General features: G+C 69.4%; 11 protein-coding genes. 5 read left to right on the top strand and 6 right to left on the bottom strand.

Features of this window, described 5'->3' with window-relative positions:
• Positions 1 to 533: 533 nt before the first annotated feature.
• Positions 534 to 1,520: a dTDP-glucose 4,6-dehydratase gene (gene rfbB, locus HUT19_RS40285; RefSeq protein ID WP_176186173.1), complete on the bottom strand. Its 987-nt coding sequence runs from the start codon at positions 1,518 to 1,520 to the stop codon at positions 534 to 536.
• Between the two features lie 179 nt (positions 1,521 to 1,699).
• Here rfbB and HUT19_RS40290 point away from each other — a divergent pair, with 179 nt between their 5' ends.
• On the top strand, positions 1,700 to 2,878 hold the full coding sequence (locus tag HUT19_RS40290) for an RNA-guided endonuclease TnpB family protein (protein ID WP_176187905.1): 1,179 nt from the start codon (positions 1,700 to 1,702) through the stop codon (positions 2,876 to 2,878).
• Between the two features lie 83 nt (positions 2,879 to 2,961).
• Here HUT19_RS40290 and HUT19_RS40295 read toward each other — a convergent pair whose 3' ends face one another.
• From HUT19_RS40295 to HUT19_RS40305, 3 genes are all read right to left on the bottom strand, one after another.
• Positions 2,962 to 4,029, bottom strand: a complete 1,068-nt coding sequence (locus HUT19_RS40295; RefSeq protein WP_176186175.1) for a glucose-1-phosphate thymidylyltransferase — start codon at positions 4,027 to 4,029, stop codon at positions 2,962 to 2,964.
• 111 nt (positions 4,030 to 4,140) lie between these two features.
• Complete coding sequence (rfbC, locus tag HUT19_RS40300; RefSeq protein ID WP_176186177.1) at positions 4,141 to 4,746, bottom strand: dTDP-4-dehydrorhamnose 3,5-epimerase; 606 nt, start codon at positions 4,744 to 4,746, stop codon at positions 4,141 to 4,143.
• A gap of 231 nt (positions 4,747 to 4,977) precedes the next feature.
• Positions 4,978 to 6,804 carry a non-ribosomal peptide synthetase gene (locus HUT19_RS40305; RefSeq protein WP_176186179.1) on the bottom strand — a complete coding sequence of 609 codons (1,827 nt, stop codon included), beginning with the start codon at positions 6,802 to 6,804 and terminating at the stop codon, positions 4,978 to 4,980.
• Positions 6,805 to 7,224: 420 nt separating this feature from the next.
• Here HUT19_RS40305 and HUT19_RS40310 point away from each other — a divergent pair, with 420 nt between their 5' ends.
• The 4 genes from HUT19_RS40310 (at position 7,225) to HUT19_RS40325 (ending at position 15,873) form a co-directional block, all read left to right on the top strand.
• Positions 7,225 to 13,200 carry a type I polyketide synthase gene (locus HUT19_RS40310; protein ID WP_176186181.1) on the top strand — a complete coding sequence of 1,992 codons (5,976 nt, stop codon included), beginning with the start codon at positions 7,225 to 7,227 and terminating at the stop codon, positions 13,198 to 13,200.
• Between the two features lie 141 nt (positions 13,201 to 13,341).
• A complete protein-coding gene (locus HUT19_RS40315) occupies positions 13,342 to 14,343 on the top strand; it encodes a beta-ketoacyl-ACP synthase III (RefSeq protein WP_176186183.1) in 1,002 nt (333 codons plus the stop codon).
• 70 nt (positions 14,344 to 14,413) lie between these two features.
• Complete coding sequence (locus tag HUT19_RS40320; protein ID WP_254886079.1) at positions 14,414 to 14,662, top strand: acyl carrier protein; 249 nt, start codon at positions 14,414 to 14,416, stop codon at positions 14,660 to 14,662.
• Entirely contained in the window at positions 14,659 to 15,873 is a 1,215-nt protein-coding gene (locus tag HUT19_RS40325; protein ID WP_176186187.1) for a beta-ketoacyl synthase, read from the top strand. The genes HUT19_RS40320 and HUT19_RS40325 overlap by 4 nt, the downstream gene beginning before the upstream one ends.
• Positions 15,874 to 15,949: 76 nt before the next feature.
• Here the strand turns inward: HUT19_RS40325 and HUT19_RS40330 are convergent, their stop codons facing one another.
• Positions 15,950 to 17,290 carry a condensation domain-containing protein gene (locus HUT19_RS40330; RefSeq protein ID WP_176186189.1) on the bottom strand — a complete coding sequence of 447 codons (1,341 nt, stop codon included), beginning with the start codon at positions 17,288 to 17,290 and terminating at the stop codon, positions 15,950 to 15,952.
• Positions 17,291 to 17,379: 89 nt separating this feature from the next.
• Positions 17,380 to 24,651, bottom strand: a complete 7,272-nt coding sequence (locus HUT19_RS40335) for a non-ribosomal peptide synthetase (protein ID WP_176186191.1) — start codon at positions 24,649 to 24,651, stop codon at positions 17,380 to 17,382.
• Between the last annotated feature and the right edge of the window lie 47 nt (positions 24,652 to 24,698).

The raw sequence follows: 24,698 nt of genomic DNA on the forward strand, positions 1-24,698 counted from the left end.
GGCGCCGAGGGGTGAACGCTCGCACCGATCAGCCACGAGTACAACCCCGATGACCATCCACGACGGTGCTCCCTCGGAGCCGTCCGGCCCGAGCCGCCCGATCTGCTCGATTGCTTTCCTGGGCAGCGTCGCGAAGCCGGAACCCCGGGAGCGTGGAGCCGACTTCACCGGGGGTCAACAGGTCGACGGGCAGCTGCGCATACTGGTGGTCCAGGCGAAGTGGGCCCCACGGTACCGAGCGTGCGCGGGCCCGGCTGGGCGTCTTCGCCGCCCTCAACGCCCGTCAGGCGATCCTCGAGACGCGGACCGTGGACGGGTGGAAGCCGGCGGTCAGCTGGGTGGACCTGCTGGACGAGCACCTCGTCGACGACGCCGGCGCCCTCGGCCTGAAGCAGCTGAAGCGGGAGCCGCGCGGAGCCCTCGGCCCTGTGGGAGCCGGACAGCCGCACATCGTGTGCGGCTGGCGCTGGCGGACCACACGTCCGCTACATCCCCGAGCATTCCGCCCGCTCCGACCACCATCCACGGACGGATCACAGAGCAAGCCTTTCTTTCAGCGGTTCCCACCAGGCACGGTTGCTGCGATACCAAGCGACGGTCTCTGCGAGCCCGGTTTCGAAATCTTTTCGGGGGCAGTAACCCAATGTGTTGCGGATCTTGTGGTCGCAAACCGAATAGCGACGATCATGGCCTTTGCGATCGACGACGTGCTTCACCATGTCCCAACCCATTCCACACATCGCGAGCAGGAGCCCAGTCAACTCTCTGTTGGTCAGCTCGGTGCCACCGCCGACGTTGTAGATCTCTCCAGGACGACCCTTGGTGCGCACCAGGTCGATCCCCTTCACGTGGTCGTCGATGTGCAGCCAGTCTCGCGTGTGGAGCCCATCCCCGTAAAGCGGTACTTTCCTGCCGTCGAGCAGGTTGGTGATGAACAGCGGAATGACCTTTTCGGGAAATTGATATTGCCCGTAGTTGTTCGAACATCGTGTAATACGTACGTCCAGGCCGTGGGTGCCGTAGTAGGACAGTGCGATCAGATCGCTCGAAGCCTTCGATGCCGAATAGGGGGAGCTCGGGCGCAGTGGGTGGTCCTCCGGCCAGGACCCCTCGGGGATGGAACCGTATACCTCGTCCGTGGAGATATGAATGAAGGTGGACAGGCCGCTTCGCACGGCGGCGTCCAGTAGCACTTGCGTCCCCACAACGTTGCTCCGCACGAACTCGGACGCTCCCAAGATCGCGCGGTCCACGTGTGACTCAGCGGCAAAATGCACTACTTGGTCGGACTCGTCGACCAACTGCTCGACGAGGGAGACGTCGCAGATGTCCCCCCGCACAAAATCGAAGCAAGGGTGTTCGCGCACCGGATCAAGATTTGCCGGGTTGCCCGCGTAGGTCAGCTTGTCGATCACGATGACTGCCACGTCGCCAGGACCGTGTGGCCCGAGGAGGGTGCGGACGTAGTGGGAGCCGATGAAGCCAGCCCCGCCGGTCACGAGGATCTTGGTGGTAGTCACCGGGAGCCTCCGAGGATGCACCGGCCTTCAGGCCGGTGAGGAATCGGACTCCTGCGGAGCAGGGCGGGAAAAGCGGAATCGCCGTCAGGGCGATTCGGCGTCTGCCGTTCCCGCAGGTAAGGGACACCACAAAGATCAATAGGGCGCAACTGTCATACCTCCCCGCTAGGTTGGTGTTCATGACTTCCGTAGCGAAGACGAGCGAGGATGCCGGGTGCGCCCGATACACCTTTCGTCTTCGCCTGTCCCGCACGGCCCGGCGAGCGCTGGAAGCGGAGTGGGACCGGTGCCGTTGGCTCTGGAATGAGTGTGTCGCGAAGTCCAAGGCCTTCCATCTGCATAACCGGGCGCATCCGGATGCCAAGGTGACGTGTGGTCCGGCTGATCTGGACCGGATGCTGACTGAGGCACGGCGGGCGACGCCCTGGCTGCGTGAGGGTGCTTCGGTGCCGCAGCAGCAGCTGATACGAGACTTCGGGAAGTCGCGGGCGAAAGCGCTCAAGGACATCAAGGCCCGGTTGCCGATGCGGCAGCGGGCCGGGATGCCGCGCTGGAAGAAGAAGCGCGAGGCCGCCCCGAGCATGAACTACACGAAGCGTGGTTTCCGCCTCAAGGACGGCCGCCTGCACCTCGCCGGCGGAATCGTCCTGACCGTGGTGTGGTCGCGGGACCTGCCCAAGCCGCCGTCCAGCGTGCGCGTGTTCCGCGACAGCATCGGACATTGGTACGCGTCGTTCGTGACGGCCGCTGTGACCGATCAGCTGCCCCAAAGCGGTCGCGTGATCGGTATCGACTGGGGCGTCAAGGAGACCGCGACCACCACATCCGACGCCCATGATCTTTCCCACCGGCAGCACGGCAGGACAGCCGCGCGGCGCCTGGCGAAGTACCAGCGGATGATGGCCAGGCGGAAGCCGAAGCGGGGGCAGGCAGCATCGAAAGGCTACCGAACCGCGAGCCGCCAGGCGGCGAAGGTGCACAAGAAGGTGGCCCGGCAGCGACAGGACACCGGCCGCAAGTGGGCCAAGTCCGTGGTCCGCGACCATGACGCCCTGGCGGTGGAGGACTTCCGCCCGAAGTTCCTGGCGAAGTCGACCATGGCCCGCAAGGCGGCCGATGCCGCGATCAGCGCCACCAAGGCGGCCCTGGTCGAGATGAGCCGCAAGCACGGCCGGATCGTGCACCTGGTGCACTCGGCGCACACCACCATGGATTGCGCAGACTGCGGAGCGAGAACCAAGCACGCGCTGCCTCTCTCGGAGCGAACGTATACGTGCACCGCGTGCGGAGTCTCCCGACCACGGGACAAGAACTCCGCCCGCGTCATGCTCGTCCGGGCTGGTCTTCAACCCGGCTAGTGCTGATCGTGTAAGACCTGCGTGCCCGCCGGGCCGCAGGCGACGTGAGCTAGGAATCCCCCTCGTTTTACGAGGGGGAGGAGTCAAGAAGAGATTTCCACCTTGCTGTGGTCGCCGAGAACAAGACGATGGGCATGCGGGACGGGCGGGGCTTGACTGACCTCGACGCTGCGTCCGATCAGGGACGCATGGACTCTGCGTACTTCCTTGATCGAGGCATCGCGCAGCACGATGGAGAACTCGATCTCGCTGTCCTCAATGCGGCACCCTTCGGAGATTGATGTGTAGGGACCGATGTAAGAATCGACCACGACGGTGTCGGTTCCGATTATTGCCGGTCCTACGACGCGTGAACGGCGCACCCTGGCGCCCTCAGCTATCTCTACCCGGCCGATGATCTCGCTGACTTCGTCTACGTCACCTTGGATGCGTGGCTCGATCTCCTCCAGCACTGATCGGTTGACCTCCAGCATGTCGATGACGTTGCCCGTGTCCTTCCAGTAACCAGTGATCGTCGTCGAGCGCACATCCTTGCGCTGCTCGACCAGCCACTGGATGGCGTGGGTGATCTCTAACTCCCCACGCCAGGAAACGTCGATGGAGCGCACCGCCTCGTGGATCGCGACGGTGAAGAAGTAGACGCCGACGAGCGCGAGGTCGCTCTTGGGTTCCTTTGGCTTCTCCACCAGGCTCGTCAGGCGGCCCTTGCCATCCAGTTCGGCCACACCGAAGGCTGTGGGATCGGGCACGCGGGTCAGCAGTATCTGGGCATCAGGGCGCTCAGTACGGAACTTGTCCACGAGACCGGTGATACCGCCCACGATGAAATTGTCACCCAAGTACAATACAAAGTCTTCGCTTCCAAGGAAATCCCGCGCGACCAGCACTGCATGCGCAATACCCAGCGGAACTTCCTGTATGATATAGGTTGCCTCGATGCCGAATTTCGAGCCATCCCCCACCGACTGCTCAATCTCAGTGTCGATGCCGCTGACGATGATGCCCACATCGGTGATGCCGGCCTGGGCGATGGCCTCAAGACCATAGAAGAGCACAGGCTTATTGGCTACGGGAACCAATTGCTTGGCTGAGGTGTGTGTGATCGGCCGAAGCCGTGTGCCCGCACCCCCACACAGGACGAGAGCCCTCATATGCCCTCCTTCTCAGGCGAACCGCTCCGGCGACGCAGGCAATGCTCTCGGCTGGTAACGCAGTACGAGCCGCTTCAGCAGCCCTGCTGAGGTTGAAAAGGGCACACTGTGTCAAAGCGCTTCACGAGTACGTAGCATGTCATCGAGCGCCACGCATTCGGCGTAGGAGGGCAACAGGCCCTGGCGTTCAGCTTCAACCATGCTCGGCGCCGCTGCATCTTTGTCCGAGAGTAGAGGCTCTATCGACTCGGGCCAGGCGATGGCCAATTCAGGATCCAACGGGTTGGTGCCATGTTCGCGCTGCGGGGCGTAGCTCTCGGAACACAGGTAGATCACCATCGCATCGTCGGTGAGTGCCATGAAGGCGTGACCGAGGCCTTCGCTGAGGTATACGGCGCGGTGATTGTGATCATCTAGACGTACCGAGTTCCACTGCTTATACGTCGGCGAACCGGTTCGCACATCGACGATCACATCCAGTACTGCTCCGCGAAGACACTTGACGTACTTGGCTTGGCCCGGCGGAACGTTGGCGAAGTGGATACCGCGCAGCGTGCCACGCTTGGAGACAGAGCAGTTAGCCTGAGCCAGGCTCAGTTGGTATCCGACAGCTTCACGGAATTCCGGTCCGCGGAACCACTCGTGGAAGTTTCCTCGGCTGTCCGAGAGGACGTTCGGTTCCACCATCCAAGCCCCTGAGATCGCCAACGGCGTCATGCAGCCAAATCCTTTCTTGCTCTCGCACCGGTTAGGGGCACCTCCTGGGTGAGGACCAGATCCGCGAGCCGGCCGCCGAACTGCTGGAACTGCCCCACGGGCACTTTCGCGGCCTGTACGAGATCCAGGCTGCCCGGTTCGGCCGGACCACCGGCGGCGGGCGGGGAACGCGAGCCCGCCGCCGGTGGAGGCTGACCGTCTCTGACACGGCGGGTTCCTGCGCTGCTGCGTTCAGTTGCCGAGCGAATTCACCGGCGCCTGCTGCACCAGCGAGTCGATCCGTGCGGCCATCTGGTCCAGTTGCGGGCACTCGTAGAAGGAGTTCAGCGGGACGTCGACGCCGAAGCCCGCCTTGATGGCGTCGCGGACCCGCGGCACGGTCAGGGAGTCACCGCCGAGGGCGAAGAAATCCGCGTCCTCGGCCTGCGGCTGCACGGTGAGGACCTGCGACCAGATGAGGGCCAGTTGCTGCGCGGTCGCACCGCCGACGGCGGCGTCGCCCGGGGCGGAGCCCGTACTCTCGGGCGTCACGTCGGGCAGCTGCTTCCGGTCGATCTTCCCGGACGCCGTCAGCGGCATCCGGTCGAGCACGACGACTCGGGACGGCACCATGTTCTTCGGCAGCCGCTGCGCGAGCGTGGTCCTGAGCCGGTCCGACGACACCTCGGCGCCGGCGCCGGCCTGCACGTAGGCCACCAGCTGGTGCCGTCCCTCGTCGACCTCCCGTGCTACGACTCCGGCGTGCACGACACCCGGCACGTTGAGCAGGACGGCCTCGACCTCGCCGAGCTCCACCCGTACGCCCCGGATCTTGACCTGGTGGTCCATCCGCCGGTGGAAGACCAGCTCGCCGTCTGCTGTCCTGCGAGCCAGATCGCCCGTGCGGTAGATCCTGACCCCGGGTTCGCCCTGCGGGTCCGGGAAGAAGACCGCGTCGGTCAACTCGGGGTTGTTGAGGTAGCCGGGCGCGAGGAACCGGCTGCGCACCCACACCTCGCCCAGCTCGCCGTCGGCGACCTTGTCGCCGTTGCCGTCGCGCAGCACCACCTCCCGGCCCGGGAGGGCACGGCCCACCGGCACCGTGGACGCCTTCTCGTCGTCCGTGGTGACACGGTGGCACGTGGCCAGGATGTTCTCGGTCTGGCCGTACATGTTGTAGATGTCGGCCCGGGGGAAGGCCGCGCGCATCTTCGCCACCAGTGCCGGCCGCAGTTCCTCGCCGGAGACGGTGAGCGCCCGCACCTGGTCGAGTGCGGCCCCGCCGACGCTGTCCAGGGCGTCGACCAGGGCGCGGTAGATACTGGGCGCACTCGCCATGTGGGTCACTCCGTGGCGGCGGACCCACTCCACGACTTCGCGCACGTCCGACTTGACCTCGGGGGGCGGCATGATCAGGGTCGCGCCGCTCCGGGTGGCGGAGAAGATCTCCACGCAGGCCGCGTCGTAGGTGAACTGCGCCAGCTGCAGCTGCTTCGCACCCGGGGCGAGGCCGACCTCGTCGGCGTACCACTCGGTGAGCTGGTCTATGTTGCCCAACGTCAGGACGATGCCCTTGGGGGCCCCGGTCGAGCCGGAGGTGTACACCACCGTCGTGGTGTTCGCCGGCAGGGTGGCCGGACCGCGGTCGCGGCTGATGCGCTCGATGAAGATCTCCGAGGACTCTCCTGTCCGCAACAGGCCCAGGTTCAGCTCGGCCAGATCGGCGACCAGTTGCTTGCCCCCCTGGCTGCTGTCGGCCAGCAGGTACCTGGCTCCGCAGTCGCGGACCACGATGCGGTTCCTCGCGGCCGGCTGGTCGCTGTTCAGCCACACGAAGGCGGCGCCGGCCTCCAGCGTGGCGAACATCGCGGCGACCGCGTCCGGTCCGTGCTCGATGCTGATCACCACGGCGTCGCCGGGACGCAGGCCGACGGAGGCGAGTACGTCCGAGTACCGCGTGACGCGGCGGCGCAGATCGCCGTAGGTGTGCACGCCATCGGCCGCGATGATCGCCGTACGATCGTCGTCCTCGCGGATCCCGCTCAGATGGGCCAGTGCGCTGGCGCTGTTCGACTGCACGCTATCGCCCTTCAGTCCGGGGACGAATGCATCCCCTAATTCGGTTGACCACCGTGGAATAGGGTTCGATGGCAACTGGAAACCCGCCCCAATCTATGGTCGACCCCTATTGCGGTCAAGAAGCCCAGGGAATAGTGCGGTCGCCGGAGGTACTTTCGTCTATTGGTGCGTATACGAAGGTTCGACCGCGGCAGGTCGTTAGGTGGCGTCTCCTTGACGATTGCCGAAGAAGGTTCATAGCTTGATTGCACTTGCGTGTCGTGCCGAGTGATGGGGCAACGTTGACCGAAATCCTGAGAAAGCGTTCAGTCGATTCCACAGGCGGCATTTTTCGCGCGCAGGCCGCGCTCCACCACCCCACCGCCGAGGAGTTCACCGAGGTCTGGTCGTTCGGAAGAGGCGGTACAGGAAATGGACCCGATGACGGCTGACCGCGATGTCGCGATCATCGGCATGGCATGTCGTTTCCCCGGTGCGGTGAGGACGGCCGAGGACCTCCTGCGACTGTCGGTCGATGGTGTCGACGCGATCGACGAGGTGCCGGAATCCCGGCAGCTGCGCGGTCTGTACTCGCCCGATCCGACCGAGCCCGGCCGGATCAGCACGCGGTGGATCGGCTCGATCGACGGGATCGACCGGTTCGACGCGGAGTTCTTCGGCATCACGGCACGGGAAGCCGAGCAGATGGATCCCCAGCAGCGGATCCTGCTGGAGACGGCGTACGAGGCGCTGGAACTCGCCGGGGTGCCGCCGACCAGTGGCCAACTGTCCGACGGCGGGGTGTACGTCGGTATCAGCGGCAGCGACTACGGGCGGCTGCTGGGCCGTCGGATGACCGAACTCGGCGGGCACTTCGTCACCGGACAGGCCAGTTCCGTCGCGGCCAACCGGCTCTCGTACCTGCTGGACATGAGCGGCCCCAGCATGGCCGTCGACACCGCGTGCTCGTCCTCGCTGGTGGCCGTGCACCTCGCGGTCCGTGCGCTGCGCGAGGGGGACTGCCCACTGGCGCTGGCCGCCGGCGTCAACCTGGTGCTCGCGCCGGACAACTGGGTGTCCGTGTCCAAGGCGGGAATGATGTCGCCGACCGGACGGTGCCACTCCTTCGGTGCGGAGGCCGACGGTTTCGTCCGCGCGGACGGCTGCGGGGTGCTGGTGCTCAAGACGCTGGCCCGGGCCAGGCGGGACGGCGACGAGATCCACGCGGTGATCCGGGGCAGCGCGATCAACCAGGACGGGGCCAGCAACGGGCTGACCGCCCCCAACGGCCCGGCGCAGGAGGCGGTCATCCGCGCCGCGCTGGCGGACGCCGGGGTACGGCCCGAAGAGGTCGGCTACGTGGAGGCGCACGGATCCGGCACGCCCCTCGGAGACCCCATCGAGTTCGCCGCGCTCGCCGCGACGTACGGCAAGGTGCCGGCCGGAAGCCCGCCCTGCTACGTGGGTTCGGTGAAGTCCAACCTCGGGCACGCCGAGGCGGCCGCGGGAATGGCCGGCATCATCCGCCTCGTGACCTGTCTGCGCGCCGGATACGTCCCGGCTTCCCTGCACACCGAGGAACTCAACCCCCGGCTGGCGACGGACGGGACGCGGCTCGCGGTGGCCCGTCGGACCGCACGCTGGTCCGACGGACCTGATCGCCGGACGGGCGCGGTCAGCTCGTTCGGATTCGGCGGCACGAACGCGCACGTGCTCGTCCAGCAGGCGGATCCGGTGTCGCACCGATCCCCGGCGCCCGCGCCGACCGGGCTGGTACTGCCCCTGTCGGCCAAGGGCGAGGAGCCGTTGCGGGAGCTGGCGGAACGGTATGCGTCCCTGCTGTCCGACGACGGCACGGCGGCGGGGGACCTGTGCTACAGCGCGGCCGCCCGGCGCGCCCACCACCCCGTGCGCGGCGCGTTCAGCGGACGGGACCGCGCCGAGCTGCGCCGGTCCCTGGAATCGTTCCTGGCGGACGGAGGAGTGCCCGACACGGTGGAGGGGCTCGTCTGGCGCGACACCGTCTACGTGTGCCCGGGACTGGGGCCGCAGACGAGCGGGCTCGGCTCGGCGCTCCTCTCGGAGCCGACGCTGGTCGAGCACTGCCACCGCTGCTCGGACGCGTTCGCACCCCTACTGGGTGTGTCCCTGTTCGAGTACCTGAGCCAGGGCGGTCCCGAGGCCGATGAGATCGCGCTGACCCGGACGGACATCGCGCAGGCGCTGCACTTCACCGTACAGAGCGGGCTCGCCGGACTGTGGTCCTCGTTCGGCCTGCGGCCCGCGGCCGTGATCGGGCACAGCGCGGGCGAACCGGCCGCCGCGTACGTGTCCGGCATGCTCGACTTCGATGCCGCGGTGGAGCTGGTCGCCGCTCGCGGGTCGGTCATGCAGCACGCCGCCGTCGACGGCCGGATGGTGGCGGTCTCCGCGGCACCGCAGGAGATCGACGACTTGCTCGCGCGCTGCCCTGACGACATCGTGCTGGCGGTGGACAACGGGCCGCGGAACGTCACGCTGTCCGGCCCGGCCGAGGCGGTCGAGCAACTGGCCGCCCAGCTCCGGGCGGACGGGCTGCGGGCCCGTCTGCTGTCGATCAGGTTCGGCTCCCACCACCCCGATCTCGCACCCGCCGGCGAGGAACTCGCCCGCCGTGGCGTCGGTGCCGCGACCGCACCCGGTTCCGTCCCGATGTTCTCCTCGATCACGGGCGCTCTGCTCGATTCCGTGCAGATGACCGCCGAGCACTGGGGCCGGGGAGTGATCAACCCGGTTCTCCTCCGGTCCGCCGTGCAGCAGGCCGCCACCGCGGGGTTCGCCAATTTCCTGGAGATCAGTCCGCAACAGATGCTGCTCGGCCCGGTGCACACCAGCGCAGCCGCCGTCGGCGTCCGGGCGAGCGTGCTGCACGCGCTCGGTGAGGGCGACGACGGAGCCGCGTCCGCGCGGGCCGTGCTGCCCGAGCTGTACGTCCGCCGTGCCGAACTCGACTGGCAGGCCGTGTACCCGGACGGGCGCTTCCTGCCGAGCACGCCGTCCTATCCGTGGCAGGGCCGCCGCTACTGGGCCCTGGACGGCTGGACACACACCACTCTCGCCACTTCCACCATTCCCACTTCCACTGCCCCCACCACCCCCACCGTCCCCTCTACTCCCACAGCCACCGAACCAGCACAGGAACCGCTCAGGAGGAGCACGTTGGCCGCATCGCAGGAACACGCCCTGGCGGAGGTGACGGAGGAAATCGCCGCGATCCTCAAGTACCCGAGGGAACGGATCACCCCGCAGTCGTTCTTCCTCGAACTCGGCGCGGACAGCATCCTGCTGCTCCAACTGGTGAACACCTTGAACAACCGCCACGGTACGTCCTTCAAGGCGACCGACCTGTTCGAGAAGTACCAGTCCGTCGGTGACCTCGCGGACGCGCTCGCGGAGTCCGGCACCTTCGACGTGGAACCCCTCGGAGGTCCCCAGGCCACGGTCGCTGTGGCCCAGGCCCCGGCCGCCGTACCCCAGGTCCTGGCCGTACCGCCACAGGAGGCCGCGGTACTGCCCGCCGCCACCGGCCTCGACGCGGTCGTCCGCGACCAACTCGCCATCATGCGGCAGCAACTGGCGGTCCTCGGCGGCACGCCGACCCCCCTCACCGAGGTTGCCGCACCCGTCGACGAACCGCCGGCAGCACCACCGCCCGTGCTCCAGGCCGTGTCACAGCGCGAGGCCCCCGCGGCCCGCAGGTCTCCGGCGCCCGCTCCGGCCGCAGACGGAGCCCGGCTCGGCCCTCGGCAGAAGTCCTACGTGGACTCCCTGGTGCGGCGGATGGAGGAACGCAGCCCGCGGTCGAAACGGCTCGCCGGCCTGCACCGCGGCCGGATGGTGGAGAGCCGCCCCTGGGGGACCTTCCGTCCCGAGCTGAAGGAACTCAACTTCCCCATCATCATCGACCGGGGCAGGGGAGCGCACTTCTGGGACGCCGACGGCAGCCAGTACACCGACTACTGCCTCGGCTTCGGTGTGCACTTCTTCGGCCACAACCCGCCGTTCGTCCAGGACGCCATCGCCACGCAGCTGAAGCGCTCCTTCATGCTGGGGCCGCAGGTGGAACTGACCTACCAGGTCGCCGAACAGTTCTGCCGGATCACCGGGCACGACCGGGTCTCCTTCTGCAACTCCGGTTCGGAGTCGGTGATGGGCGCGGTGCGCCTCGCGCGGCTCGCGACCGGTCGGCGGAAGGTGGCCTACTTCGAGAAGTCCTACCACGGCATCACCGACGGGGTGCTGGGCCTGCGCGGCGAGGAACTCGGCGGCGTCCGGCCGATCGTGGACGGGGTGTCGCCCGGAGCGCTGCAGGACGTGGTCGTCCTGCCGTACGACGACCAGGCCGCCCTGGACTACATCGCCTCCCACAGTCATGAGCTGGCCGCGGTACTCGTCGAACCGATACAGGCGCGCAACCCCGTGACGCAGCCGGCCGAGTTCCTGCACAAGCTCCGCCGGCTGACCGAGGACACCGGCACGGTGCTGATCTTCGACGAGATGATCACCGGGTTCCGCATGCACATCCGTGGCGCCCAGGGGCTGTTCGGGATCAAGCCGGACCTGGCTATCTACGGCAAGGTGCTCGGCGGAGGTCTGCCGGTCGCGGCCATCGCCGGCAAGCAGTCCCTCATGGACGGGCTCGACGGCGGCAACTGGGACTACGGCGACCGGAGCGCTCCGACCGCGGAGACCACGTTCTTCGGCGGCACGTTCCAGAAGCACCCGCTGGCGATGGCGGCGACCAAGGCCGCCCTGGAGTACCTGGAGCAGCACGAGGACACCGTCTACCGCGACGTGAACGACCGGACCGCGCGGGTTGTCGGTGCGCTGTCCGACCTGTTCACCCAGCACGGGGTGGCGTACACGCTGGCATCCGTCGGCTCGCTGTGGCGGTTCCAGTACCGCGGACAGTCCAATCTGTACCACCCCCTGCCATTGGAGATGCTGTACCACAGCCTGCTGGCGGACGGTGTCTACATGTGGGAGGGCAGGACGTTCTTCATGTCCACCGCGCACACCGACGACGACGCCGAGCGGCTGATCGACGCGGTGGACCGGGGTCTGCACGCGCTGCGTGAGGCGGACTTCCTGGACGGGGTCGCCACCACACCCCGGGTCCGCGCAGCGGAGCGCTGGCCGATGTCCACCCAGCAACGCGAGGTGTGGGACATCAGCCAGCGGCTCGGACCGTCATCCGTGGTCTACAACGAGACAGCGGTGCTGGAACTCACCGGCGAACTCGACCTGCCGGCCCTGGACGCCGCGCTGACCGCGGTACGGCAACGGCATCCGGCGCTGCGCGCAGTCTGCTCCGCCGACGGCCGCGACCTGGTCGTGGAGCATGACGCCGCGAGCACGACGGTTGTCCACACGGTGGCACCCGAGGACAGTCCCCAGACCGTGATCGACGAGCGCGCCAACACGCCGTTCGACCTCCGGACCGGGCCGCTGTTCCGTGCCATGGTGCTGCGGCATTCGGAGGACCGCCACCACCTGCTCGTCTCGGGCCACCACGTGGTCTTCGACGGCACCTCCATGGTCGCCGTGCTCAACGACCTGGCTGACGGCTACACCCGCGTCACCCAGGGGCGGGCTCTGGCAAGGGTGCAGCCCGGACGGGTGCAGCCGGCCTATCCGGAACCGGCCGCCGACAAACGGGAAGCCGCGCTCGACCACTGGCAGCAGCGTCTGGCGGCGCCCCCCGCACCCGCGTGGGCCGTCCAGGACCGCCCGGCGAGCGCTCCGGCGACCCGGCAGGCCTTCGAGTTCGACGCCGTCCTGTGGACGGCGCTGGTGAAACGGTGCCCACAACTACGGTGCTCACCGTTCATGGCGGTGTTCAGCGCGTTCACGGCGGCACTGCACGAAGTGACCAGACACGACGACCTGGTGGTCAGTACCCCGGTCGACCAGTGCCGGGGGGTGACGGAACAGGAACTGGTGGGCCACTTCGTCAGTTACGTCCCGGTTCGCAGCCGGCACATCGACACCGACCTCCCGAAGCACCGTCAGCAGTTCAGCCAGTCGCTCGGTGAGGACCTCTCCCACGGCACCCTGCCGCTGGGCGATGTCCTCGACGAGCTGGCCGAGCGGGGCGAGCTGGACGACCCCTGGCTCGCGCGACAGCAGCTCACCTCCGTGGTGTTCAACCTCAACCGCCCGCTGCCGCCGCCGAGGATCGGTGATCTGGAGGCGCGGGTGAGCCTGCCGTCCACCGTGGAGGCGATGTTCGATCTGCTCTTCGATGTCGTCCCGATGGAGGACAAGGTGTTCGTGGAGATCGTGTACCGCGACCAGGTGCCCGCGGACGACATCACGCGGCTCTGGACACGCTGGCTCGAACTGCTCCACGAGACCGCCGATGACGGCGGAGCCTGAGGCCCGGCTTTCGCATTCGGTAATGCAGGGACCGCTCGGAAGGATTGAGATGGGAACAAGTGATCCAATCGACGAAACAGTAGTCAAGGGCACGGCGCGTCGCGCCGGGACCGCAACGCTTCCGACGGCGGTCACCAGCCCATGACCGCCCCACACCCTGCGGCCGTAGTGGCCGGTATCGGCGCGTGGCTGCCCCCCGACGTGGTGACCAACCACGATCTCAGCGCCCGGATGGACACCACGGACGCCTGGATACGCCAGCGGACCGGAATCCGGCAACGCCACATTGCATCACCGGGAACGGCCGCGTCCGACCTCGCCGTAGAGGCGGGGCGGCGGGCGCTCGAGTCCGCCGGCCTGCAGACCGTGGACATGGTGGTGCTCACCACCACCACGCCCGACAAGCCCTGCCCCGCGACCGCGCCCGCGGTGGCCGCCCGGCTTGGTATGGAAGGCGTTCCGGCCTTCGACGTGGCCGCCGTCTGCACGGGCTTCCTCTACGCGCTGGCAACCTCCGCGGGGCTCATCGCCGCCGGTACGGCGGACCACGTCCTGGTCATCGCGACGGAGGTGTACAGCGCCATCATCGACCCCGCGGACCGCGGCACGGCGGTGGTCTTCGGGGACGGTGCGGGAGCCGTGGTGCTCCGCAGGGGCGACCCGGACGAGTGGGGCGCGCTCGGCGCCTTCGTGCTCGGCAGCGACGGGGTGCACGAGGACCTGATCCAGGTACCGGCCGGCGGCTCCCGCCAACGGAAGTCCGGTCTGCCGACCGGCCCGGGCGACGAGTTCTTCAGGATGCGGGGCAAGGAGGTCTTCCGGCACGCTGTGCAGTGCATGACCACCGCGTGTCAGCAGGCCACCCTCGCGGCCGGATGGGAGCCGGAGCGCGTCGACCGGTTGGCGGCACACCAGGCCAATGCCCGCATCCTGACCGCCGTTTCGGAGCGACTGCGTCTCGCCGAGGACCAGCCGCTCAGCAACATCGAGCAGGTGGGGAACATCGGTGCGGCCTCCCTGCCCGTCCTGCTCGCCCACTCCGCCGAGCGGGGAGAACTCAAGCCGGGCCACCACCTCCTGCTCACGGCCTTCGGGGGCGGCCTGACGTGGGGGGCGACCACGCTGGTCTGGCCTCAGCTGTGAGTGTCCGCGCGGTCGTCGACGTGCAGGCCGAGTGCGGATGCACGATCAACAACCGTCCCATGTGATCAGAATGGATGAAGCGATCATGTTCGAAATACTCAAGGGTCTCCTCGTCGGCAAGTTGAAGGTCGCCGAGGAACTGGTCACCCCCGAAGCGACCATCGAGGACATCGAGTTGGACTCACTGGCCCTGGTGGAGCTGGCGCTCCTCATCGAGCAGGACCTCGGCGTCAGCGTCGACGAGGACGAGCTGGCCGACGCCTGGACCGTCGACGACATCACCCAGCTCATGTCGGAACAGAGCAACTGCGTCTCATGACCGACGCGGCCATCACCGGGGTCGGTCTGGTGACCCCGGCGGGTATCGGAGCCGGGGCCAACTGGGCCAGGGTGTGCGAGGGCAGGTCCACCGCGGCGGTCGATCCCCACCTCGACGGCATCCCGCCACACCTCTCGTGCCGGGTCCCGGACTTCGACGGGGACGCCCTGCTCGGGGCCCGTCGGGCGCTGCGCCTGGACCGTGTCGCCCAGTACGCTCTGGTGGCCGCCGGTGAGGCGATCACCGACGCGGGACTGACCCCGTCCTCCTGGGACGGCGCACGGGTCGGCGTGGTGCTCGGGACCGCCGACGGTGGGATCGGCACCGTCGAGGAACAGCACCTCACCCTCGTCCGGGACGGATTCAAGCGGCTCTCGCCGTACCTGCTGCCGATGCAGCTGCCGAACATGCTGGCCGGCCAGGTGGCCATGGAATTCGGCGCGACCGGACCGAACCTGGTCGTGAGCACCGCGTGCGCCTCCGGGACCACGGCGATCGGGGTAGCCCGCGACCTGCTCGCGCTGGACCGGTGCGACATCGTGCTGGCCGGCGGCAGCGAGGCCATGATCACGCCGTTGATGGTGGGCGGATTCGCACGTATGGGCGCGCTCTCGGAACGGACCGACGAGCCGGAGGCGGCATCACGTCCCTTCGACGTCGACCGGGACGGCTTCGTGATCGGAGAGGGAGCCGGCGTCCTGGTGCTCGAACGCCCGGAGCACGCGCGAGCACGCGGCGCACGGATGAGGAGCCGTGTCGTGGGCTACGGGGCGAGCGCCGACGCCCACCACGCGACGGCACCGCATCCCGAGGGCAAGGGCGCCGAGGCGGCGCTCCGCGCGGCGCTGGCCGATGCGGGGGCGGGGGGCGCCGACGTCGATCACGTCAACGCGCACGGCACGTCCACCCGGCTCAACGACCGCATCGAGGCGGACGTACTCGGGAGGGTTCTCGTCGGCCACCCGTCGACCACGTCCACCAAGGGGGTGACGGGACACCTCCTGGGAGCGGCCGGCGCGATCGAAGCCGTCTACACCACGATGGCCATCGAGTCCGGGACGGTTCCGCCCACGGCCAACCTCACCACCCAGGACCCGTGCATCGACCTGTCGCTGGTGTCAGAGCCGACCCGGGCGAAGGTGGGTCTGGCGTTGAGCAGCTCCTTCGGCTTCGGCGGACAGAACGCGGTCCTCGCACTCGCCGCCCCATGACGGTTCCGTCGCGGAACCGCGCACAAGCCCCCAAGGCCCTGGTGTCACCTTCACGACGTGGCGGTGACAACAGGGCCTACGGCGATGCGACGGCGTGCAGGACGGCGGTGTAGTCCTCGGCGAGAGCGGCGATGGTGTCCTCGGTGAAGAGGTCGCAGGGGTAGACGATGCTCCCGACCAGCCCGTCCGGCGTCGTGCCGACGGCCAGTTCGAGGTCGTAGCGCGCGGTCAGGTGGTTGAAGGGCTGGGCGACGGTGCGTAGGCCCAGGAACGCCGGTACCTCTCCGGCTCCTCCGTGCAGCGCGGCGACATCCATGGTGGTGTTCTGGAACTCGAACATCACCTGGACGAGGGGGTCGCCGCCACGGTCCGGAAGACGGGCGACGACCTCGTCGATGGGTGCGTCCTGGTGCGCGAACGCCGCCAGCGTACGCTCGCGCACCTCGCCGAGGAGTTGCGCGAACGTGGCCTCGCGAGGAGCTGTCGACCGGATGGCGAGCGTGTTGACCATGCAGGTGATGAGTGCTTCCCGCTCGGGGGTGGTGCGCCCCGTGACGAGAGTGCCGACGGTGATGTCCGTCTGCCCCGTCCACTTCCTCAGGAGGGCGTGGTACCCGGTCAGGAGGGTCATGAACAGAGTCGCGCGGGAGCACCGGCCCACCGCGGTGAGGCGGGCGGTCAGCTCGGCGGACAGGGTGAAGCGGTGCCGGCCGGCGTGCGCGGTGCGGGTGGCCGGCCGCGGCCGGCCGGCCGGCAGGCGGAGAGCGGGGGCGTCGGACAACTGGTCCTGCCAGTAGGACAGGTGCGTGTCCAGCCGACCCCGGGTCAGGTTCCGGCGCTCGTCCAGGCTCAGGTCCATGTAGCCATACGTCAGGGCGGGCAGCGCCGACGAGAGCGCGACTCCTCTGACGGCCAGCGCGTACAGGACCTCCAGCTCCCGGAAGAGGACGGCGACCGACCAGTCGTCGAAGACCACGTGGTGACCGACGCACACGAGTATGTGGTCGTCGTCGGCCAGGCGCAGCAGCCCGGTGCGGAGGACTTCGCGGCCGAGGTCGAACGGCCGCCGGGCGAGCTCGTCCGCGTACCCGACCGCCGCGTCGACCGGGTCGCTCTCGCCGGAGAAGTCCCGTTGCTCGACGGGGTAGTCCTCCGGTGCGCGCGCCGTCCAGCGCAGTGTGCCGCCGAGGCCGACGTCGAAGGTGCTGCGCAGCGACTCGTGCCGGGTGAGCAGGACGTGCAGGGCGCGCAGCAGGGCGGGCGTGTCGAGCGGGCCGTGCAACCGCAGGGCCACCGGGACGTTGTACTCTCCGCTGCCCCCGGTCAGCTGCTCCGCCGCCCACAGCCGCCGTTGTGCCGCGGTGGCCGGCGGCCGTATCGCCGCACCCCCCAGGCCGCTCTTCGCCGTCAGTGCCACGGTGCTCCTCGCTTCCTGATTCCGCTGGTGACCGATTCCCTCGGTTCCCGATGGTTCCGATTCCCCCGCTGCTCTCCGGCCCGGAGCGGTCAGTACGGGTCGGACCCGTCGTCCATGGAGTCCGTGAGATCGCGGGCGACGGCCTCGACGTGCGGTGGGTGCAGCATCGTGTAGTGATCGGCGTGGACTGGGCGGGCGGTGAACGCACCGTCGGTGCTGCCGCGCCAGCTTTCCGCACGGGCCGCGCCCTCCGCGTCGGCGGAGTGGAAGTACAGCAGGGGCCCCGGGTACGGGGCCGGTTCGTACCCGGCGAGGGCGTGCGCGTTCGCCCGGAAGACGCGGTAGGCGCGTTCGAACTGATCCGGCCCCAGGTCGGGGAGGGCCTTGGCGGCCCGCAGTGCGCCGAGCAGCCGAGCCGGCGGCGCGGCAGCGCCGTCCGCCGTGCCGGCCCCCGGGCGCGCCGCGGCGCGTTCCAGCGGCAGCGGGGGGAGTCCGGCCGCCCGGCAGAGGTCCTCCGCGAAGTGCCGCATCAGGGATTCCTCGTCGAACTCCCCGGCCTCCGCGGTCGCGGGCCGGCCGGCTCCGCCCGGGTGGCCGGTGTCCAGGAGGGCGAGGAGTTCGACCTCCTGACCGGCCGCACGCAGTTCCGCGGCCATCTCCCGTGCGACCAGGCCGCCGAGGGACCAGCCCAGGAGCCGGTACGGGCCGTGCGGCTGGACGCGGAGCAGCTCGATCAGATAGCGCTCGGTCATCGCCCCGACGGTCGGCAGCGGGTCGGCCCCGGGCTCGAAACCCCGGGCGGCGAACGCGTGGACGGGCTGGTCCTCGGGGAGGGCGGCCGTCAGTTCCCGGTAGCAGAACACGTTCCCACCGATGGGATGGACGAGGAACAGGGGGCGTCGGGTACCGCCGGCGCGCAGCGTGACCAGCGACGTGTTCCGCTGGGTGCCCTCCTCGGGCGAGCGCAGCAGCGCGGCCTGCGCCGCCACGGTGGGGCAGTCGAGCACGGCCGAGAGCGGCAGCCGGGTGCCGAACTCCGCGCGGATGAGGGAGACCAGGCGCAGCGCCGACAGGGAGTGCCCCCCGAGTTCGAAGAAGTCGTCGTCGACGCCGATCGGTCCGGTTCCGAACAGGCCCTCCCAGACGGAGAGCAGCCGTACCTCCCAGGGGTCCCGGGGCGGGACACGGAGGGTTGGAGCCTCCGTCATGGGCGCCCCCAGCGCGGGCAGGGCCTTGCGGTCGACCTTGCCGCTGGAGGTCAGGGGCATGTGGTCGATGCGGCGCCACGCCGAGGGGACCATATGCTTCGGCAGCTTCTGCCCGAGGAACGACTTGCAGGCCGTCAGGTCCGGCTCGCCGCCGGATGCCGGCACCACATAGGCGGTCAGACGGTCCGACTCCAGCAGCACCGCGCAGGCCCGTACCGACGGGTGACCGCCCAGTACCGCCTCTATCTCGCCCGGTTCCACCCGCATGCCGTTGATCTTCATCTGGTCGTCGGCCCGGCCGGCGAACTCCAGGACGCCGTCCGGGAGCCACCGCGCGAGGTCACCGGTGCGGTACAGCCGCAGACGGGTACCGTCGGGACGGCTGAGGTATATGAAGCGCTCCGCGGTCAGCTCGGGCCGGCGGTGGTACCCATCGGCGAGGCACACGCCGCCGAGGTGGAGTTCACCGGTCACGCCGAGCGGCACCGGGTTCAGGTCCCGGTCGAGTACAAGGGTCTCGGTGTTGGCGATGGGGCGGCCGATGGGCACGACCTCCGGCCCGTCGGCGCGGCAGTGCCAGAAGGTCACGTCCACCGCGGCCTCCGTCGGGCCGTAGAGGTTGTGCAGATCGGCGTCCAGGAATCCCATACAGCGCTGCTGCAGATCGTGGACGAGCGCCTCACCACTGCAGAAGACCCTGGTCAGCCCGGCACAACGGGCGATCTCGCGGTCGTCCAGGGAATCCAGGAACGCCTGCAGCATGGACGGGACGAAGTGGACCGTGCTCACCCCCTCGCGCTCGATCAGCCCGGCCAGGTACTCCGGGTCGCGGTGGCCGCCGGGCCGGGCCAGCACCACGGTGGCGCCCGAGATCAGTGGCCAGAAGAACTCCCACACCGAGACGTCGAAGGTGTACGGAGTCTTCTGCAGCACCCTTTCGCGCTCGGCGAGCCGGTACGCGTGCTGCATCCACAGGAGCCGGTTGCTGATCGCGCGGTGCGGGACCACCACTCCCTTCGGACGGCCGGTGGAGCCGGATGTGAAGATCATGTAGGCCGGGTCCTGCGGTCCCGCGGTGTCCGGGACGTCGTCCGGCGGGTACGCCGCCCACCGCGGATCACGGCCGTCGACGCACTCGACCACGGCTCCCGTGCCGTTCAGACGGTCCCTGCCGGCCACGGTGCTCAACACCACGACCGGCTCCGCCTCCTCCAGCAGCTCGCGTACCCGGTCGGCCGGGTCCTCACGGGAGACCGGCACGTACGCGGCTCCCGCCTTGAGCACGGCGAGCAGCCCGATCATCAGCTCCGGTGACCGGTCCAGGTGGAGAGCGACGAAACGGCCCGGTGCGGCACCCAGCTCGCGCAGACGGTGGGCGAGCCGGTTGGCGCGCTCCGTCAACTCCCGGTACGTGAGTGACTCTCCCTCGCAGCGGACCGCCGGAATGTCCGGCGTGCGTCCGGCCTGCCGGTCGATGATCCGGTGCAGCACCTGGTCACCGGGGAAGTGCCGACCGGTGTCGTTCCACTTCCGCTGCTGCTCCAGTTCGCCGGCGGACAGCAGCGGGGTGTGCGCGTACGGCAGGCCGGGGTCCGCCGCCATGGCACGCAGCGCGTTGAGGTAGTAGTCGCCGAACAGGCCGATCTGTTCGGCTGCGAAACGGCCTGAGTCGTACCGAAGGGCCATCACCAGCGCCCCGGCGGTCCCGTCGAGGGAGAATTCGACACCGAAGGGGAAGCTGGAGTGCGCGGCCCACTTCTCGTCCAGCACCTGGAGGTCGTCGTACCCGCCGACCGAGTCGTAGACGTGGAAGTGCGTGTAGTTGAAGTACGTCTCCAGGACGGGGGCGTCCGCGCCGAGCGAGCTGAGTTCCGCCAGCGGGAACCGACGGTGCTCCTGGAGCCGCTGGTCCACTGCGGCGGTGTGGCCGACGAGATCGAGCCAGCTCCCGCCGGGCAGCCGGCCGCGCATCGGGACGGTGTTCAGGAAGACGCCCAGAACCCTGTCGCCGTCCTGCTCCTCGACCCTGCCGTTGTACACGACGCCGGTGAGCACGTCGTCGCTGCCACCGAGCACGGCCAGCACGCGCAGGTGCGCGGCGAGCAGCACGATCCGTACGGGCACCCCGAGCAGATCGGCCAGTTCCAGGACGTCGTCGGACAGCGATGCCGGAAAAGGCACGTCCGCGCAGGCCATGGCCGCGTCCGCCGCCGCAGGCCGCGGCCATCGCGGCAGCGTCGTCCGTCGCGCTCCCGCGAGTTCGGCGGCCCAGAACGTCCGCTCGTCCGCACTGTCACGGGCCGCCCGTTCCAGCTCGACGAAGGTGCGGAAGCGCGACCTGGGAGGATCGGCTGGCCGCGGGTCGGCGGTGCCCGTCACCTCGTCGCGGTACCGGCTGAACAGCTCGGCCAGCAGCGACCGTTCGCTCCAGCCGTCCAGGATCGCGTGGTGCTCGACGACCAGCAGCTGGAACGTGTCCGCTGAGCGCCGCTGCACGTGGAAGCGGATCAACGGCGCGGTCCGCCATGCGAACGGCCGCCGCCGCTCGGCACGGAACCGTTCCTCGACCGCCGCCTGCTGCGCCTCCGCAGAAAGGTGGCTGAGGTCCTCGAAGGACAGCGGCAGGGGAACGTCCTCGTGGACGAGGTGCATCGGTTCGTCGAAGGTGTCCAGGTCGAAGGAGACCCGCAGGATCTCGTGCCGGGCCAGCACGCTCCGTACCGCACGGCGCCACGCCTCTTCCGAGTACGCGGCACGGAGGTGGTAGCTCGTGACGTTGTGGTAGAGCTGCTCCGTGCCGTCCGCGCCACTGCCCGCCGTCAGTTCGCTGTGGTAGATCATGCCGGCCTGCAGGGCGGACAGCGGAAAGGCGTCGGTCACGCCCTCGGGCACCTTGGCCCGGTCGTGTCGGCTCAGCGCGGTGAAGGGGGCGTCCGAGCGGGCCTGCGAGGTCGCGGAGACCCTACGCACGACCGGAGCGAGTTCCCGTATCGTCTGCCGGCGCGCCAGCTCGGCGATGTCGAAGTCCAGCCCGTGTTCGCGGGCCGAGGCCAGGATCTGGATGCTCCGGATGGAGTCGCCGCCGGACGAGTAGTAGGGGGAGTCGATGCCGATCCGGTCGTGCCCGAGGACCTCCGCCCACAGCCGCACGAGGGTGCGTTCCACATGATCGCGTCCGGCGACGAGGTCCGTCGAGGGAGCGGCCCGCAGCTGCTTCGGATGGGGCAGCCGGGCACGGTCCACCTTGCCGTTGACGGTCAGCGGGAACGCGTCCAGGACCACCAGGAATGCCGGGATCATGTAGTCGGGCAGCCGGTCCGCCAGCTCGGCCCGCAGCGCGTTCTCGTCCAGTTCGCCGTCCGCGGTGAGGAGGTACCCGGTGAGGTGGTCGCCGCCCGGCGGGTCCGACTGCAGGACCACCACGGCGTCCTCCACGCCTGGGTGCTGCGACAACGCGGCCTCGACCTCGCCCAGTTCGATACGGAAGCCACGCAGCTGCACCTGGTCGTCCAGCCGCCCGCAGTACTCCATGTCCCCGCCCGGCAACTGCCGCACCAGGTCACCGGTGCGGTAGATGCGGGCGTGCGGCCCACCGCCGAAGGGGTGCGGCAGGAACCGCTCGGCGGTCAGCTCCGGCCGGTCCAGATAGCCCCGTGCCAGCCCCGCACCGCCGACGTACAGCTCTCCCGCGACGCCCTGCGGCACCGGACGGCCGTGCGGGTCGAGCACGTAGAGCTGGAGGTCGTGGAGGGGGACCCCGATGGCACTGGGCCGGTCGGCGGCCGTGTCCTCGAAGGTGACGGGCCGGTAGGTCACGTGGACCGTGGTCTCGGTGATGCCGTACATGTTCACCAGCTGCGGCCGCTCGTCCCCGTGCCGCAGCATCCAGGGGCGCAGCGCCGGCAGGTCGAGTGCTTCGCCGCCGAAGACGACGTAGCGCAGCGCCAGGGGGGCGTCCTCGCCGACGGGGTCCGCGGCCTCCGCCTTCATCAACTGGTGGAAAGCGGAGGGCGTCTGGCTGAGGACGGTCACACCGGTGCGGCGCAGCAGCCGCAGCATCTTCTCGGGGGACCGGCTCACCTCGTACGGGACCACGACGAGCGTGCCGCCGTGGAGCAGCGCTCCCCAGATCTCCCAGACCGAGAAGTCGAACGCGTAGGAGTGGAACAGGCTCCACACGTCCCGTTCGGTGAAGCCGAACCAGGCCCGCGTGGAGCTGAAGAGCCGCGTGATGTTGCGGTGCGGGATCAGCGTCCCCTTCGGGTGGCCGGTGGACCCGGAGGTGTAGATGACGTACGCCAGGCTGTCCGCCGTCGCCGTGCGTTCGGGGGCGCGTCCGGCACCCGCGGCGTCGCTCAGGGCCTCCTCGCTCACGTCGACCACCCGGCCGCCGAACCCGTCGGCCGGCCCCGTGCCCTCGCCGGCCCGGACCAGGTGGGTGATCCCCGAGTCCTCGACGATGTAGCGCAGGCGGGCGGGGGCGGAGGACGGATCGAGCGGGACGTACGCGCCGCCGGCCTTGAGGATGCCCAGGATCGCCACGACGAGGTTGGCCGACCGGTCCATCGAGAGGCCGACCAGTGTCTCGGGGCCCACACCGAGTGCACGTAACCGGTGCGCGAGCCGATTGCTGCGCCGGTCCAGCTCACGGTAGGTCAGGGTGGTCCCCTCGTGGATCACGGCGATGGCGTCCGGGCGCCGCCGCGCCTGCTCCGTGAAGAGGTCGTGGCAGCAGGGCTCGTCCTGTACGGGTTCGGCCGACGGCGGCGCCGGCCGGGCGGATTCCCGCTCGTCCAGGATGTCCAGGGCGGCCACGGACCGGTCGGGGTCCTTCGCGATGCCGGTCAGCAGCCGGCAGTAGGAGTCGGCCAACTGCTGGAGGGCCAGTCCGTGGAGCAGACCACCGGGGCAGCGGAGCACGGCGCGGGGTTCGTCGCCGTCCAGGACGACTTCGAGACCGAGGGCGTACGGACCGGTGAATGATCCGGAGTCCGGCGCCGCACCCAGCTCCGTGATCGCCCCGCCGGGAACCGGCAGGGACGGCCGACGGGCGCCGGTCTCGGCGAACGCCACGGTGTACCCGGGAAACAGTGCGGTCGCGTCGCCGGAGTCCGGCGGGGGCGCGAGGCTCTCCAACGGCAGGGTCCGGTACCCCCCGGCCTGTGCCGCCACCGCGGCCGTGCGCCGCAGCGCCTCCCGGAATGACGGCGCGTCGGCCAGCTCGCAGCGCAGTACGCGGATGGTCTCCAGGCGGCCCACCGTGTCCCGGAACCGGTCGTCCGCCCGGTCCGCGGCCACGACTCCCAGCCGGACGTCGGACGGGCCGCCGTACCGGCCGACCAGGACCGCGAAGACGGTCAGCAGCCCGGTGGACACGGAGGTGCCGGCCTCCTGGCACTGTGTGTCCAGCGCGCGCACGGCCTCGCCCGGCAGCGGAAAGGCGAACGGTTCGGCGTCCAGCGCCAAGCCCTCCGCGGCGTACGGCCGCACGAAGGGCAGCCGCAGGCCACCCGGCTCCCCGGCCGGCTGCTTCTGCCGGAAGTCCAGCTCCGCCCTGGCCTCCGCGGCGCCCAGCCGTTCCTCCTGCCAGGCGACGAAGTCCGCGTACTGGCGCGCCGGTCGTGATGCCGTGGCGCGCCCGCCGTCCACCAGGGAACCGTAGGCGTCGGCGAGTTCGGTGCCAATGATCTCCATGGAACGCCTGTCGGCGACGGTGTGGTGCGCGACGAGCAGCAGCGTGGGAGGAGTATCCGGCGCGCGTACCAGGACGGCCCGGAACGGGGGAGCGGCGTGCAGGTCGAACGGCCGGGCCGCCTCCCGTGTGAGCTGCCGCCGTGCCGCCGCCGCGTCCGCGACGTCGATGACCCGCCAGTCCGGCCGCGCGGACCCGTCGACCAGCAGACCGACCGTCCCGTCGTGCTCGGCGAACCGGGTGCGCAGCGCCTCGTGCCGGAGTACGACCGCCCGGACCGCCTCGTGGACCAAGGTGTCGTCCGCCGACGTGGGCAGGGCGTAACAGCGCACCACGGCGCCGGCCGCGGGTGCCGCCCTGTGCAGCCGGTACAGATGCTGCTGGGTCAGGGGAGCGGGGAGAACTCGGGGTGCTTGCCGGGGCACCGCGGCTTCGGTGACGGCCACATGATCATCGGTCATTCGGCAAGCCTTCCCATGGCGCGCGCCTCCTGTGGGACATTCTTCGC

This window comes from Streptomyces sp. NA02950, from assembly GCF_013364155.1.
Classification (GTDB): domain Bacteria; phylum Actinomycetota; class Actinomycetes; order Streptomycetales; family Streptomycetaceae; genus Streptomyces.

What these genes read in the sequence shown, in the direction of transcription:
- HUT19_RS40295 (WP_176186175.1), bottom strand. Translation starts at nt 4,029, where the DNA reads ATGAGGGCTCTCGTCCTGTGTGGGGGTGCGGGCACACGGCTTCGGCCG.
- HUT19_RS40315 (WP_176186183.1), top strand. Translation starts at nt 13,342, where the DNA reads ATGACCGCCCCACACCCTGCGGCCGTAGTGGCCGGTATCGGCGCGTGG.
- HUT19_RS40290 (WP_176187905.1), top strand. Translation starts at nt 1,700, where the DNA reads ATGACTTCCGTAGCGAAGACGAGCGAGGATGCCGGGTGCGCCCGATAC.
- HUT19_RS40335 (WP_176186191.1), bottom strand. Translation starts at nt 24,651, where the DNA reads ATGACCGATGATCATGTGGCCGTCACCGAAGCCGCGGTGCCCCGGCAA.
- HUT19_RS40325 (WP_176186187.1), top strand. Translation starts at nt 14,659, where the DNA reads ATGACCGACGCGGCCATCACCGGGGTCGGTCTGGTGACCCCGGCGGGT.
- rfbC (WP_176186177.1), bottom strand. Translation starts at nt 4,746, where the DNA reads ATGACGCCGTTGGCGATCTCAGGGGCTTGGATGGTGGAACCGAACGTC.
- HUT19_RS40320 (WP_254886079.1), top strand. Translation starts at nt 14,414, where the DNA reads ATGGATGAAGCGATCATGTTCGAAATACTCAAGGGTCTCCTCGTCGGC.
- HUT19_RS40310 (WP_176186181.1), top strand. Translation starts at nt 7,225, where the DNA reads ATGACGGCTGACCGCGATGTCGCGATCATCGGCATGGCATGTCGTTTC.